Source organism: Parahoeflea olei (assembly GCF_001703635.1).
Lineage (GTDB): Bacteria > Pseudomonadota > Alphaproteobacteria > Rhizobiales > Rhizobiaceae > Hoeflea > Hoeflea olei.
In genome coordinates, this window is sequence record NZ_LQZT01000049.1 from 1 (window position 1) to 14,780 (window position 14,780).

General features: G+C 68.3%; 12 protein-coding genes and 1 other RNA gene. 7 read left to right on the forward strand and 6 right to left on the reverse strand.

The window, feature by feature from the left end:
- Positions 1-178: 178 nt before the first annotated feature.
- The 4 genes from AWJ14_RS19855 to AWJ14_RS19870 all read left to right on the forward strand — a co-directional run bounded on the left by AWJ14_RS19855 (position 179) and on the right by AWJ14_RS19870 (position 4,013).
- Positions 179-832: a Kazal-type serine protease inhibitor family protein gene (locus AWJ14_RS19855; RefSeq protein ID WP_066183635.1), complete on the forward strand. Its 654-nt coding sequence runs from the start codon at positions 179-181 to the stop codon at positions 830-832.
- Between the two features lie 475 nt (positions 833-1,307).
- Positions 1,308-2,084 carry a GGDEF domain-containing protein gene (locus AWJ14_RS19860; protein ID WP_066183639.1) on the forward strand — a complete coding sequence of 259 codons (777 nt, stop codon included), beginning with the start codon at positions 1,308-1,310 and terminating at the stop codon, positions 2,082-2,084.
- A 100-nt stretch (positions 2,085-2,184) separates the two neighbouring features.
- Positions 2,185-2,562, forward strand: coding sequence for a DUF2946 family protein (locus AWJ14_RS19865; RefSeq protein WP_139112714.1), 378 nt, complete (start codon positions 2,185-2,187; stop codon positions 2,560-2,562).
- Positions 2,563-2,603: 41 nt separating this feature from the next.
- Positions 2,604-4,013 carry a PepSY-associated TM helix domain-containing protein gene (locus AWJ14_RS19870; RefSeq protein WP_066183644.1) on the forward strand — a complete coding sequence of 470 codons (1,410 nt, stop codon included), beginning with the start codon at positions 2,604-2,606 and terminating at the stop codon, positions 4,011-4,013.
- 81 nt (positions 4,014-4,094) lie between these two features.
- Here AWJ14_RS19870 and AWJ14_RS19875 read toward each other — a convergent pair whose 3' ends face one another.
- Positions 4,095-4,514, reverse strand: a complete 420-nt coding sequence (locus AWJ14_RS19875) for an MAPEG family protein (protein WP_066183646.1) — start codon at positions 4,512-4,514, stop codon at positions 4,095-4,097.
- Between the two features lie 278 nt (positions 4,515-4,792).
- On the opposite strand from AWJ14_RS19875, the gene AWJ14_RS19880 reads away from it, so the two are divergent.
- A complete protein-coding gene (locus tag AWJ14_RS19880; RefSeq protein ID WP_066183649.1) occupies positions 4,793-6,607 on the forward strand; it encodes a chloride channel protein in 1,815 nt (604 codons plus the stop codon).
- Here the strand turns inward: AWJ14_RS19880 and AWJ14_RS19885 are convergent.
- On the reverse strand, positions 6,598-7,107 hold the full coding sequence (locus AWJ14_RS19885) for a thioesterase family protein (protein WP_066183652.1): 510 nt from the start codon (positions 7,105-7,107) through the stop codon (positions 6,598-6,600). The genes AWJ14_RS19880 and AWJ14_RS19885 overlap by 10 nt on opposite strands.
- A gap of 149 nt (positions 7,108-7,256) precedes the next feature.
- Between AWJ14_RS19885 and AWJ14_RS19890 the strand changes: the two genes are divergently transcribed.
- Both AWJ14_RS19890 and AWJ14_RS19895 read left to right on the forward strand, forming a co-directional pair.
- Positions 7,257-8,672 (forward strand): FAD-binding oxidoreductase, encoded by a 1,416-nt coding sequence (locus AWJ14_RS19890; protein ID WP_066183655.1) that lies wholly within the window; start codon positions 7,257-7,259, stop codon positions 8,670-8,672.
- Between the two features lie 46 nt (positions 8,673-8,718).
- Positions 8,719-12,558: an AsmA family protein gene (locus tag AWJ14_RS19895; RefSeq protein WP_280949324.1), complete on the forward strand. Its 3,840-nt coding sequence runs from the start codon at positions 8,719-8,721 to the stop codon at positions 12,556-12,558.
- Between the two features lie 292 nt (positions 12,559-12,850).
- On the opposite strand, the gene AWJ14_RS19900 is transcribed toward AWJ14_RS19895, so the two are convergent.
- From AWJ14_RS19900 to ssrA, 4 genes are all read right to left on the reverse strand, one after another.
- Complete coding sequence (locus AWJ14_RS19900; RefSeq protein WP_066183660.1) at positions 12,851-13,093, reverse strand: ribbon-helix-helix domain-containing protein; 243 nt, start codon at positions 13,091-13,093, stop codon at positions 12,851-12,853.
- Complete coding sequence (locus AWJ14_RS19905) at positions 13,090-13,305, reverse strand: DUF4169 family protein (RefSeq protein ID WP_066183662.1); 216 nt, start codon at positions 13,303-13,305, stop codon at positions 13,090-13,092. The genes AWJ14_RS19900 and AWJ14_RS19905 overlap by 4 nt, the downstream gene beginning before the upstream one ends.
- 13 nt (positions 13,306-13,318) lie before the next feature.
- Positions 13,319-13,873, reverse strand: coding sequence for an SspB family protein (locus AWJ14_RS19910; RefSeq protein ID WP_066183665.1), 555 nt, complete (start codon positions 13,871-13,873; stop codon positions 13,319-13,321).
- A gap of 402 nt (positions 13,874-14,275) precedes the next feature.
- Positions 14,276-14,648, reverse strand: a transfer-messenger RNA (tmRNA) gene (ssrA, locus tag AWJ14_RS19915).
- Between the last annotated feature and the right edge of the window lie 132 nt (positions 14,649-14,780).

Here is a 14,780-nt window from a genome sequence, read left to right on the forward strand (position 1 = left end):
AGCCGCATGACCAGCTTCATGGCCGCCCAATTTGCAGAACTTGACGCACACAATCCCACAAAACGGCCAGAACCGGGGCCGAACAGGGAGGGGTGTTGCTTTTTCAGGCGTCCACGTCCCAGTCCCTGAAACGCCACCCGCCGGGCATCCGGCGCCCGTCAATCGCAAGGAGTGCATCATGGCCGAAACTGCAGCACATGTCCCGGGACGGGCCTCGTCCTTCGGGCGGCTGGTCCGGACGCTTTCGGCCGGCCTCACATCCCGCTTCGCGCTCGCGCTCCTGGCTGCGACCCTTATTCTCGGCGGCGGCGAGGTGGCCCAGGCCGGGGGCTCAAATGGCACTGGTTCCTATCAGGTCGCCCAGGCCTGCCCGATGATCTATCAGCCGGTCTGCGCCACGCGCGGCGGCAATGTCCGCACCTTCCCCAATGCCTGCGAGGCGCGGCGTGACGGCTGGCGCGTGGTCAATGACAGCCAGTGCGCGCGCTTCGGCCGGGACGGCGACCGCCGCGATCGTGACGGCTGGCGGCGTGACGACCGTCGCGGGCACGACCGCTGGGACCGGCATGACCGCCGCGGGCACGACCGCTGGGATCGGTATGACCGCCGCGACCGCTGGGATCGTGATGACCGGCGCGGCCGTGACGGATGGAACCGGGATGACCGCCGCGACAGCCCCCAGTGGGACAGGGGCCGGGGCAGGGACAGGGACAGGGGCAGGGACGGGCACCGCGGACGCGATGGCCTCGGCCGTGAAGACCGCGGTGGCGATGAGCGTCAGCCCGAACCGGACCCCGGCCCGCGCCACAAGCTTCCGCGGGAACGGCGCTAGCCTGCATCGCCGCCCCCGGTCCGTGCCTGCACGGGGTGCGTGTCCGCCGATGCAGGGTCGGGCCTGTCGCCAGATCGGCAGCAAGATCCCGCGGCTCGACGGTCGCCGCGGGATGCAAGGGCCTGGCGGCATCGAACGGCCACAGGCGCCTGCGTGGGGGCGGCCCGCGACCACTGAAACAGGTCCGCCCGCACCTTGTCGCGCCTTGCCCCGCGCGCGCCGCCAGGTCGGGCGGCCAGCGGCGGCGCGGCGGCGGATCGCGCGGGCTTCGGGCGGATGCCACGTTAGTCTTGCGGCCAGACTTCAAGGGTGCCTGGCGGCCGGACTCGCCGCAATCCAGGCAGGCGACGGCAAGGGCAGGCGGCCCCCGCCGCCGGTTTCAGCAAGTCTTAGGGCTTTGCCGCTATGCTGCACCGGAGCCAAGTCGGATAGACGGGCCGGATAGACGGGCCGGACAAGCGGGGATGCGATGCCCATGGAGAGCCTGCTGCAGATCCGCACGATGCGCCGGGTGTACCAGGTCGCGGCGGTGGTCACGCTGTTTGCGGTGCTGATCCCGGTCCTGACCTTTGCGTTTCCGTTCTTGGTTCTGGGCCAGAGATATCTGCCCTTCTTCAGCATCGCGGTGTTTCCCGCGGCGCTGATCCCGCTGTTGCTGACGCCGCCGATCGCGCTTGTGGTGCTCGCCCTGTTCCGCAACCAGGCGCTGACCATCGACAAGATCGACCGTTACATCCGCTACGATGCGCTCACCGGCGTACTGACCCGCAGCTACCTGCTCGGCAGGACCCGCGAGATCCTGGCGGGTGGCGGCGCCTTCCTGATGATCGATGCCGATCATTTCAAGGCGGTCAACGACACCCATGGCCACGATGTCGGCGACGAGGCGCTCAAGCGCATCGCCGAGGTGCTGCGCAGGGGGCTTGCGACCGAGGTGCTGATCGGCCGGCTGGGCGGCGAGGAGTTTGGCGTGTTCCTGCCCGGCGCGCGCGAGACGGAGGCGGTGGCGACGGCCGAGCGTCTCTGCGCGATGATGCGGGCGGAAGGCAAGGTGGTGGCCGGCCTCGAGCTCGGCCTGACGGTCAGCATCGGCTGCGCCTTGCATCGGGCCGGAGATCCGCTCGAAGCGACCATGAAGCTCGCCGATGCCGCGCTCTATCGCGCCAAGCGCGGTGGCCGCGACCGCTATTTCCTGGCCGACGCCAGCGACACCATGCCCGCACTGATCCTCAAGGACCGCATGGCGGGGTGATGTCGGGCGCGCGTGCCGCCTGGCTGTCCGCCTGGCTGTGCCCCGGGCATGTTGCCGAAACCGTCTTCCCAACCGGCCTGCTCACGTGTAGGGACGATCCATGTTGAGGGCATTTCGGGAACGTGAGACCAGGCGTCTGCTGGCGGTGCTGTTGTTTGCGCCGCTGCTGGCCTATTCCTTCTTTTCCGCCCACACCATGCCCCGCTTCGGCGCCGGCGGCTTTGCCATCGTCATCTGTTCGGGGGACGGCGCCGGCATCCTGCTCACAGGCGAGGGGAGCGATCCGGACGACCGGCAATCCAAGACGCCCTGCGACTGGTCGATTCAGATCCATGCCGCAGCGCTTGCGGACACCGCGCCGGTGCTGGCGCCGCTCGATCTCGCCTGGGTCGAGGCCGTCTCGTTCGAAACCGCCCTCCTGCGTTCCGGCGGCCTCCGTTCCGCCCGCCATGCCCGGGCTCCGCCCATTCTTCTCTGACGCCTGAACACTTCCGTTTTAAGCATTCAGAGGAGAGACTGATGGTCTCGATCAACGCGTCCGGTGCGCCGGAACGACCGGCTGCGCCCGCGGGCGCCGGCAAACTTTATCTCGCGGCGTGGCGCTGGCATTTCTATGCCGGGCTCTACGTCATCCCCTTCTTCATCCTGCTCGCCCTGTCCGGCATGTCGATGACCTGGATCGCCTATCTCGACGGCCGCGACGGCGAGTACACCCGCGTCGCGGTCGGCGAAGCGGTGCTGCCGGTCTCCGTCCAGGCCGAGGCCGCGGTGGCCGCGATCCCGGGCGGAACCCTAATCCAGTATGTCGCCCCGCGCGGCCCCGGCCTTGCCTCGATCTTCCGTGTCGACACCGGCGACGTCGCCAGCATGGTCACCGTCGATCCCTACACCGCTCAAGTGCTCGACGCGTTTCCGCGCCGCAGCGGCTGGTACGATTTCCTCGACAACCTGCATGGCGACCTGCTGCTCGGGGTGACCGGCGACCGGATGATCGAGATCGCCGCCTCGCTCGGCATGGTGCTGATCGTCTCGGGGCTCTACATGTGGTGGCCGCGCCAGGCCGGCTGGCGCGCGGCGCTGGTCCCCGCGCTCGGCCGCGGCGGCCGCGTCGCCTGGCGCTCGCTGCACGGCGTGCTCGGCTTCTGGATCTCGCTGGTGCTGGTGTTCTTCCTGGTCTCCGGCCTGTCCTGGGCCGGCGTCTGGGGCGAGAAATTCGTGCAGGCCTGGAGCCAGTTCCCGGCGGAGAAATGGGACAATGTCCCGCTCTCGGATGATCTTCATGCCAGCATGAACCACGGTCCCAAGGAAGTGCCCTGGGCGCTCGAACAGACGCCGATGCCGGCCTCGGGCAGCCAGGCCGGCGCGCCGGGCCTGCCTGCGGACCAGGAAATCGGTCTCGACAGCATGGATCGGCTCGCGCGCCGGATCGGCTTTGACGGCCGTTACCAGATGAACCTGCCGTCCGGGGCCTCGGGGGTCTACACCTTCAGCCGCGACTCGATGAGCACCGACAGCCCGGATCCCACGTCGGACCGCACCGTGCATGTCGACCGCTACACCGGCAACATTCTCGCCGATGTGCGCTACGAGGATTACTCCTGGGCGGGCAAGGCCATGGCCGTCGGCATCGCCCTGCACATGGGCACGATGGGCCTGTGGAGTGTGCTCGCCAACACGGTCGTCTGCCTGTCGGTGGTGTTTTTGTGCGTGAGCGGCGTGGTGATGTGGTGGATCCGGCGACCGGCGGGCCAGCCGCGGCTTGCGCCGCCGCCGCTGCCGCGTGACATGCCGCTGTGGCGCGGCGCGGTGCTGGTGGCGCTTGCCGTGTCGCTGGCCTTCCCGATGGCCGGGATCACGCTGGTGGCGGTGCTGGCGATCGACCAGCTGGTGATCGCCCGCATCCCCGCCCTGCGCCGCGTCCTCAACTGACGGAGGGGCCGTTTACCACCTCCGGGTCGCGGCGCTGCCGCCGCGGCCCGGGTTTGAGCTTCGTGCGGTCGGGCGCGCCGGTCAGCCGGCGGCCATCGACCACAGCCCGTGGCCCAGCACGCCGATCAGCAGCACCAGTTGCGCCAGGAACGACAGCCCGAAGCCGCCGCCGCGCTGCCAGCGCGGGGCGTCGTCCTGGATGAAGTGCCAGGCATGCATGGCGCGACCGACGGTGAAGACGAGCCCGAGCGCATGGGCGGCCAGCGCCGGCATGCCGAGCAGCGCGGCCGCGAGCATCAGCACGAAGAACATCGGCATGTTTTCCACCGCATTGGCGTGGCCGCGCATGATGCGGATCATGTGCGGATGGCCGCCGTCGCCGATCGAGATCTTGTAGCGCATCCTCAGCCGCCCGGTCGCAAGCGAGATCCAGATCAGGATCGCCATGTTGAGCGCCGCATAAAGTCCCACGGCCGAAAGGGCCGGCATTGAAGTGTCCATCGTTCTCATCCTGTGCAAGCAACTCGGTCGCTGTGGCGCCGGGCCGGAGAGCTATAACCCATCTCGGGACGTGGTGAAATCGCCTGGAACGGTTCGCCGGGCCTCCACCGACGCGAAGTGGACGGAGTGGCCGAAAGCACGCCGAATTCGGGGAAAATCGCAATCATCTCGACCGATTTCGGTCATTCTGGCGGGATTTTCGGGTTTTGGGTTGTCAGCCGCGCAAATCCGTGGAAAACCCTTGGTTACTCCCGCCCCAAAACCATTGTCCGAGTCCCATGACGTCTCCATCCCATCCGGCCACCCCTCCCGCAACCAGTGGCGAGGAGGCTCAGCCGCCGGGTGAGCGCGAAGTGGTGCTGGCGGTGCTGGTGGCGCTTGCCTTCGTGGTGGGGCTGGTGGCGGCCGCGGGCGCCATCGCCTTCAAATACCTGATCGCCGTCATCTACAACGTCTCGTTCTACGGCCAGTTCTCCTTCGAGCTCGACCCCAATTCCTATGGCGCGCCGAGCCCCTGGGGGCCGTTCATCATCCTGGTGCCGATCATCGGCGGGCTGATGGTGGTCTGGCTCGTCAAGAATTTCGCGCCCGAGGCCAAGGGCCACGGCGTGCCCGAGGTGATGTTCGCGATCTACCACAAGGACGGCAATGTCCGCGGCATCGTCGCCGTCATCAAGTCGTTTGCCTCGGCGCTGTCGATCGGCACCGGCGCCTCCGTTGGCCGCGAGGGCCCGATCATCCAGATCGGCTCCTCCTTCGGCTCGACGCTCGGCCGCCGGTTGAGGCTGATCCGCTCGCAGAAGATCATTCTGCTCGCCGCCGGCGCCGGCGCGGGCATTGCCGCGACCTTCAACACGCCGCTCGGCGGCGTGCTGTTCGCGGTCGAGGTGCTGCTGCCGGAAATCTCGCCGCGGAGCTTCCTGCCGGTGGTCGCGGCGACTGCCACCTCGACCTATGCCTACCGGCAGATGATCGGCGCCGAAGCCGCCTTCCACATTCCGCTGTGGACGCAGATGCCGGCCGACAGCGCGGTCAATTTCGCCGAGATCGGCCTTGCCGCCTTCACCGGCATCGTGCTCGGCGTGGCCGCCTTCCTGTTCGTCCGTGTCCTCGAATTCATGGAAGACAAGTTCGAGGAGATGAAGATCAACGAGTATCTGCGCAACGTGCTCGGCATGGCCGCCGTCGGCACGATGGGATACTTGTTCATGCTGACCTCCGGCCACTACCACGTGATGTCGGTCGGCTATGCCACCATCCAGGACATCCTCACCGACAACAACATGGGCGTGATGCTGCTGATGGCGCTGTTCGTGGGCAAGATGCTGGCGACCACCATCTCGCTCGGTTCGGGCGCCTCGGGTGGCATCTTCTCGCCGAGCCTGTTCATGGGCGCGACGCTCGGCGCCGCCATCGGCACAGCCGGGCAGTGGCTTCTGCCCGATGCCGGGCTGTCGGTGCCGATGTTCGCGATGATCGGCATGGGCGCCATGGTGGGCGCGGGCACGTCCGCCGCGATGACCGCGATCGTGATGGTCTTCGAGATGACGCGCGACTACAACATCATCCTGCCGCTGGTGCTGGCGGTGGCGCTCGCGCTCGGCGTGCGCCGGGCGCTGGTGGTCAACGACATCTACACGATCAAGCTCAGGAAGCGCGGCCGCGCGATCCCGACCGACCGCACCACCAACATGTTCCTGGTCCAGCCCGCGCGCGAGGTGATGTCGCGCAGCTTCACCGTGCTCGACATGAACATCAGCGTGACCGAAGCCCTGACCCGCGTCGACATCGAGACCAATCGCGTGATCGTCACCGACGGCCAGCGCCTCGTCGGCTTCGTCCGCTTCGCCACCATTCCCTACCGGGCCGACCGGTTCGGCGGCCAGACGCTCGGCGACATCATGAAGACCGATTTCGTGATCGCCACGCCGACCGCCAACCTGAACTCCGTCGTCACCCGCATGAGCCGGCGCGAGCGCAGTTACGCGATCGTCGTCGACACCGCCTCCGGCGTGCCGCGGGCCGAGGACGTGGTCGGCGTCATCGACCGCGAGGAACTGGCCCAGGCGGTGGTGCGCAACCACTATTCCTGATGGCTCGGCGCACCCGTGGCGGGCTTGCGGCGGATGCCGATCGATCGTCCCGCGCGCTCCGGAACCGGCAAGCGGCTGTGCGCCGCGGCCATGCGGGTGACCTTGTCGGCCACGTCCTCCGGCATCGGCGCCGCCCGCGGGCCCGCCATGTCGACATGCAGGAGCAGCGTTTCGCTGGTGGCCGACAGCCAGCCGTCGACATGGATCAGTTCCTGGTAGAGCCGGATCCGCTTGGCGTCGAAATCGAGGATCCGGCTTTCGGTGCGCACCATCGCGTCGGGGCGGAGTTCGCGCACATAGCAGACATGCGCCTCCGCCGTGAAAAAGCTCAATCCCCGCTCGGCGACATAGCCCGGGCCGCAGCCGATCAATGCGAACACCTGGTCGGCGGCCTGGTCGAACAGCACGTTGTAATAGGCCATGTTGAGATGGCCGTTGTAATCGAGCCAGTCCGGATCAAGCCCGCGGGCCGGCGTCGCCACCGGTGCATCGAATGTCATGTCGTCTCCCCTCCGGGCGGCGGCAAATCGGCCCCGCCCGTTCACGCGCACTGGACAAGCGCGCCTCAGTTTGCACATTACCCCATCGACCCGGTGCGGCAAGCAGCCGGCCGGCAATCGCGCCCGGGGCGCGTGCAGGGAGAAACACGATGAGCCTGGAAAATGTCGCCGCCGGTCTTCGCAACGAGGACGGCATCGCAACCGTGATCGGCGTGTTGCGTCAACGCTTCGGCGACCGGGTCCAGACCGGCGAAACCCTGCGCGCCCAGCATGCCCACACTACCACCTATATTCCCGGGCAATTGCCCGATGCGGTGATCTATCCGGAGTCCGCCGAAGAGATCTCCGTGATCGTGCGCGCCTGCGCCGATCACCGCGTGCCGGTCATCCCCTACGGCACCGGCACCTCGCTCGAAGGCCACATCAATGCGCCCCATGGCGGCATCTCGGTCGACACCACGCGCCTCAACAGGGTGCTTGAGGTCAATGCCGAGGATCTCGACTGTACGGTCGAGCCCGGCGTCACCCGCGAGCAGCTCAACACCCATCTGCGCGACACCGGCCTGTTCTTCCCGATCGATCCCGGGGCCAATGCCTCCATCGGCGGCATGACCGCCACCCGCGCCTCCGGCACCAATGCGGTGCGCTACGGCACCATGCGCGACAACGTGATCGCGGTCAGCGCCATCACCGCCTCGGGGGAGGAAATCCGCACCGCGCGGCGCGCGCGCAAGTCCTCCGCCGGCTATGATCTCACGCGCCTGTTCGTGGGCTCGGAGGGCACGCTCGGCGTGCTCACATCGGTCACGCTGAGGCTCCAGGGCATTCCGCAGGCGATCTCGGGCGGGGTCTGCCCGTTCCCGAGCGTGGAGGCGGCCTGCAACGCGGTGATCCACACCATCCAGATGGGCATTCCGGTGGCCCGCATCGAACTGCTCGACGCGCTGCAGATGAAGGCCTGCAACGCCTATTCCAATCTCGGCAATCCCGAGGTGCCGGCGCTGTTCCTCGAATTCCACGGCACCGAGGCGGGCGTTGCCGAGCAGGCGGCGCTGTTCGGCGAGATCGCGGCCGAATGCGGCGGCGGCGAGTTCCGCTGGACCACCAATCCCGAACAGCGCACCGAATTGTGGAAGGCGCGCCACAACGCCTATTGGGCGTCGTTCACGCTGCGCCCCGGCGCCAAGGGCATTTCCACCGATGTCTGCGTGCCGATCTCGCGGCTTGCCGAATGCGTGAGCGCGACCCAGGAGGACATTGCCGCCACCGGGCTGGTCGCGCCGATCGTCGGCCATGCGGGCGACGGCAATTTCCATGTTCTGGTATTGCTTGACGCCGACAACCCGGCCGAGGTCGCGGCCGCTGAAAGCTTTGTCGGCCGCTTGAACGAGCGCGCGCTCGCCATGGATGGAACCTGCACCGGCGAGCATGGTATAGGCCAGGGCAAGCGGCCCTATCTCGAGAAGGAAATGGGCGGGGCCATTCAGGTGATGCGGGAGATCAAGCGGGCGCTCGATCCCTTGAACATCATGAACCCGGGCAAGATCTTTTCGTTCGACCGGTGAGCCGAAGCTCCCCGGGGGGGCGGACAACCAGGAGGACTGACCACTGATTCGTGCATTCGTCGCTTTCGGCAGCCTGCTGGTCCTTGCGCTGTTCTTCGCGCTGATCGCTCCCTATTTCATCGACTGGAGCAATTACCGGACCGCGTTCGAGGCCGAGGCCAGCCGCATCATCGGGCAGACGGTCAAGGTGCGCGGCGAGGCCTCCGCCCGGCTGCTGCCATTCCCGTCGGTCACCTTCCATGACGTGACGGTGGGCGAGGATGCGCAGCCGGCGATGACGATCGCCAAGTTCTCGATGGATGCCGAGCTGGCCCCGTTCCTGAGCGGCGAGGTGCTGATCTTCGACATGCGCGTCGAGGCGCCGAAGGCGGTGGTGCGGATCCTGGAAGACGGCACGCTCGACTGGGCGCTCAAGCGCAAGCCCACGCCCCCGGGCGATCTGGTGGTGCTCGAAAAGGTCTCGGTCCGCGATGCGCGCATCACGATCGTCGACGAGCAGAACGGCCGCACCACCACCATTGACGACATCGGCGCCCTGGTGTCGGCCAAGTCCCTGTCCGGGCCCTGGAGCATCGAAGCCGAAGGCGCGATCGCCGGCAAGCGCGGCGGCGTGTCGCTGACCACCGGGGTGGCGGCGGCGGACGGATCGATCCGGATGCGCCTGCGTGCGGTGCCCGACGACTGGCCGGTGCTTCTCGAAACCGAAGGCGTGGCCCGGATCGAGGCCAACAAGCCGGTCTATGACGGGCTGTTCACCTTCACCGGCCTGTCGCGCGCCGAAAAGGGCGGGTCGGCACCCGAGCGGCCGCTGATCGTCGCCAAGGGCGATTTCGCGGTCAGCAACGAACGGCTGTCGATCCGGGAATGGCGCGCCGAGATCGGGCTTGCGGACGATCCCTATGTGGTCACCGGCCAGGCCACCATCGACACCGGCCCGAAGCCGGAATTCCTGCTGGTGGCCGACGGCCAGCAGATCGACATGGACCGCCTGGGCGGCGAGGGGGCCGGGGCGGGCGACGCCGCGCCCGAAGCGCGACCGCTCGCCGAGCGGCTTGCCGTCGTCAACGCCTTTCTCGACCGGCTGCCGCCGCCGCCGCTCCCGGGCCGGGTCTCGCTCAACCTGCCGGCGATCATCGCCGGCGACACCACGCTGAGGCAGATCTCGCTCGACGCCCGCCCCGATGGCGAGGCCTGGCTGATCGACGCCTTTTCCGCAAACCTCCCCGGCCGCACCACGGTGGAAGCGCGCGGGCGACTGGTTTCAGGCGCGGCTGCGCGCTTCGACGGCGCGCTGACCGTCGCCTCCACCCAGCCCTCGGGCCTTGCCAACTGGCTCGTCGGCGACGTCGATCCGGTGATCCGGCAACTGGGCGCGGCGGGCTTTTCCGCCAATGTCAGCCTGTCGCCGTCGCTGCAGCGCTTCGAGAAGCTGGAAGTGGCCGTCGGCCCGGCGATCCTGAAAGGCCGGCTCGAACGCCAGACGCCCGCCGAGGGCGTGCCGTCGCTGTCGGTGGAACTGTCGGGCGACGCCTTCGATGTCGATGCGGTGCGGGCGCTGGCGCTGCTCGCCGCGGCCGACACCGGCGCGACGGTGCCGCTGTCGAGATACAACGGCGCCGCGCGCATCAAGGCCGACAGCTTCAGTTTCGGCGACTACCGGATCGGCGGCTTCGAAACGTCGCTGTCCTGGCGCGACGGTGCGGTCACGCTCGACCGTCTCAAATTTGCCGATTTCGGCGGCGCGGAAGGCAGCTTCAACGCCAGACTCGAAGGGGCGCTCGCGGCCCCGCGCGGCCGTATCACCGGGCAGGTGTCGGCCAGGACCGCGGACGGGCTGTTCGCCCTGGCCGAGCGGGCGACCGGCGGCCATGGCCTGGTGCGCCGGCTCGGCGCCAACAGTGCCGCTTTCGACGGGCTGTCGGCGGATCTCGCGCTGGTGCTCGACCCCGAGGCCGGACCGGACCTGACCGCGACCGGCGAAGCCGGCGGCAGCGCCTTTTCCGTCAATGCCGCGGGCACCGGGCTGATGCCGGGCGGCGACGGCCCGAAAAACATTCGCATCAGCGCCGAAAATCCCGAAACCTACCGGCTTCTCGAACAGATGGGCTTTGCGGTTCTGCCGCTCGAGGGCGAGGGGCCGGCGCGGCTCGACGTCACCGCCGACGGCGGCGCGGAAGCGGGCGCGTTCGCAGTCGCGGCGAACCTTTCTTCGGCCACGTCGAAACTGGCGCTCAAGGGCGATGCAAAGATCTCCGCCGACACCGCCGCGACCGGCCGCTTCGACCTCGATCTTGCGGCCGCGGACATCGAGCCGTTTGCGATGATGTTCGGCCAGTTCCTGCCGCAGGCGGGCGCCGGGCTGCCGCTGACGATGACGGCGAAGCTCGCGCTCGACGACACCCGCGCGACGCTGTCGGACATCGTGGGCCAGGCGGACAACAACGGGTTTTCGGGCGATCTGGCCTTCGACCGCACCCGCGCGGCGCTTTCCGGCACGGGCGCGCTTCGCATCGACCGTGCGGATCTGGCCTGGCTCGGCGAGCTCGCGCTCGGCCCGCAGCTCTCGGGCAGCGACGGGGCCGCCTGGGACGACACGCCGTTCCTGCCGCCCGCGAGCGGCCAGCCGGAGATGACACTTGCGCTCTCGGCCGGTCGGATCGATCTCGGACGTGCCGGAATGGCGAGCGAATTCAAGGCCGAACTCGCCACCGGCAATGGCGAGATGAGGCTCGGCAATGCCCAGGCCGATTGGCTCTCGGGCCGGCTCGAGGGCGAGCTGTCGCTCACCAATTCCGATGGCTCGGCCTTCCTGTCCGGACGCATCCGCGCGACCGGTGCCGATCTCGCCGCGCTCGACCGGGCGCTGCGCGGCGCGTCTGCGCTGTCGGGCAAGGCAAGCGCCGTCATGTCGCTCGAGGGCACCGGCAAGTCGATGCGCGAGCTGGTCGCATCGCTCGCCGGCGGCGGCGAGGTCTCCGCCACCGATCTGTCGATTTCGGGGATCGCCCCCGGCACCTTCGCCCGCATTCTGGGGGCGGCCGACCGTGACGGTTTCGAGCTCGAACCGGGACGGGTGGCGACCCTGGTGGCGGGCTTCATGAGCGGCGGCGAGATGCGGGCGGACAGGCTCAGCCTGCCGTTTACGCTGACCGGCGGGGTAATGCGCTTTTCCTCCGCCGCCATCGACACAGAGCAGGCCACACTCGCGGGCGATGCCCGGGTGGACCTGGTGGGGCTCAGGCTCGAGTCCGACTGGCGTCTGACCTTCGCGCCTGGCGTCGAGGCGATCGCCGGCGGCGATCCCTCGCTGACCTTCTCGGTCGCGGGGCTGCTGACCGATCCGGCGGTGTCGATCGATGCCGGGCAGCTGACCAATTACCTGTCGATGCGCGCCTTCGAACGCGAACGCCGCAAGGTCGAACTGCTGCAGGCCGGTGTCGTCGAAAAGCAGCGGCTCAGGCGCGAGGTGGCGCTGCTCCGGGAGCGGGCCGAGCAGCGCGAGGCCGCCCGCCGGGCCGCCGAGGAGGAAGCGCGCCGCGCCGCCGAGGAAGAAGCCCGTCGCGTCGAGGAAGAAGCCCGTCGCGCCGAGGAAGAGGCGCGCGCCAGGGCCGCCGCGGAAGCCGCGCGGCTGGCCGCCGAAGACGCCGCTCGCCAGGCGGAAGCCGAGCGCCGGGCCGCCGAAGCCGCAGCCGAAGCGGCTGCGCAGGAGACGACCGGCACCACCTCCGGCTCGCTGCCATCGGCGATCGAGCGCCGCACGCTGCCCGCGCCGTCCGGCGATGCGAACCAGGGCGACACGCCGTTCTCGACGATGCCGGAGCTGCAATTCGAAGACCTGCCGGGCGTCGACGACCCGATCCGCAGCCTGATCGCCCCCGACGGGTAGAGGCCGCGGCGCGGCGAGGGGCCGCCTTCGGCCGCGCCCGCCCGTGCCATCGGCTGGTAGCGTCCCTGTGCAAAGCCAGGGCAGGGCGGCTTCTGCACAGTTTGCAGGGCAAGAACCTGATGGGCTCCCTGAGTGCAGCCGGCAATCCTTGGGCTGCCAAGCTGTTCGAAATCATCCAGGCTTGCACGGATGCGGTCGGCCTGTCCGTTTCGGCGCATCTTGTGCCGCGCGATCACGCGGCCGCCTGACAGTCGAACAGCCTTGGTCTTTCGGTTGGGGGCGGCGCGGCGGCCTAATCCGGGTCTGGCCGCGCCTTGCCCTGCAGCGCCCAGTCGAGCACGGCGAGCCTGAGCGCCGAGGACAGGTTGCCCGGCGTTTCCTGCGCGGCGTCGATCTCGGCGACCAGTGCCGCAAGCGCCAGACCGCGCTCGGCGGCCATCTGCCGGAGGGCCTCCATGAAGGCGTCTTCAAGGGTGATGCTGGTGCGGTGGCCGCGGATGCTGAGCGAATGCTTGCGCATCTGCGCGCCGGTCATGCCTTGCGGTCGCCGTCGTCGGTGCCGGGTACGCCCGGTTCGCGGCGCGAGGCGGCATGATCGCGCTCGGCCTTGTCGTTGCGGGCGCGGGCGAGTTCCCGTTCGGCCTTCGAACGCCCGTGCTCGAAGCGGTTGCGCTCGGCGTCGGCCTCCCGGGCCGCGCGGTCGCGCCGCTTGCGGGCCATGCGCAGGTTGACGACCTCGCCGCTCATCGGCCGGACCGTGTCAGTTCTTTTTGCGGAAGGAGTCGAGCGAGACGACGTCGGCGCCGGCCTTCTTGTCGCCGCCGGGCTGGGGTTCGCCGTCCGCCTTGGCCGCGGTCTCGATCCCGTTGGTGGGGTCGACCAGCCGGTCGACCACCTCCGACAGTTCCGCGTGGCTGTCCTCGTCGATGTCGCCGCCGTCATTGGCCGCATGGTCGAGCACGGTGTCGAATTCGAGCTCGAAATTGACCGACGGGTCGTAGAAGCCGCGAATGGCGGCGAAGGGGATGATCAGCTTTTCGGGCTTGTCGGAGAAGGACAGCCCGATCTCGAACTGCGCTTCCGTGACCTTCAGGTCCCAGAACTGGTGCTGCACCACGATCGTCATCTGTTCGGGATAACGTTCCTTGAGCGCCGTCGAGATCCGCACGCCGGGCGCTTCGGTCAGGAAGGTGATGAAGAAATGATGGTCGCCCGGCAGGTATCCGGTCACCGCCACTTCGGACAGAACCTTGCGGATCACGCCGCGCAACGCGTCCTGGGCAAGAATGTCGTATCGAATGTGGTCTTGCGGCATCGCGCGGTCTTTCCTGTCTGGGCCAACCTGTCAGGCTTGGGCCACCTTTCATGGATCATGTCGAGAGCGTTCGCGGGCTCCGATTCATGATCTTTATAACCGGAAAGCCCATGACCATGAAAGCGCTGTTGCATCAGAAACCCCGAATGCACCGATGACTGTGTCAATTACGCGGCGCGGACGCCGCAACGGGGCGTTTTTCTTCGTGCCGCAGCCGAAAAAGCGCTTGGTTCGGACGGGGAGGGGCTGCCCGTCGGTCGGCCGGGGCAGGGACCGCGATGCTGCGCCACTGGCCAGCAAACGGCGCGGCCTCGTTGCGTCGGGCGCGGCTGGTCCGGGGCGGCCGATGGTGTCGGACGGGGCGATGAGCTGGCCGGAAACTTGAGAGGAGGGAAGAAAGGAAGTGGAGGTTTCTGTTGCCAGGTACCTCCGAACCCCGCCCAGGAGTGCGACCCCCTAGGACTTGAAGTGAAGTGTCACACCGCGGTTAGGCAGCGAGACGAGCTTCCGCATAGTTGTCGTTTGCAACTACAAGTTTAGCCCGATAACGGTGGTACAATGCCGGACAAAAAGTCGCTCTTTACGCCCTCGTCGATCCTGTTTCGCCCCCATCATCATCCGGCCGAAAGGCCCGCTTGCGGCTCAGGGCCGGATCATGGTGGAGGCGCCGGGTACCGCCCCCGGGTCCGAATGGTTTATTGCAACGCTCGTTTATTGTCATAGCTGCTTGCGCAGCACTGCCAATATAGGGGGCGCGGCCGGCAATTGAAAGGGGGCGCCCAGAGGCGCGATCGAAAAAGGGGCGGAAGCCAGCGCAAGGCGAGGATTGCGGCAGGGCGCGGGACGCGGCGGACCCGCGGGCGGGCGCACGGGCTGTGGACCGCGGCGCCGCGCGCGCCGGAACCGG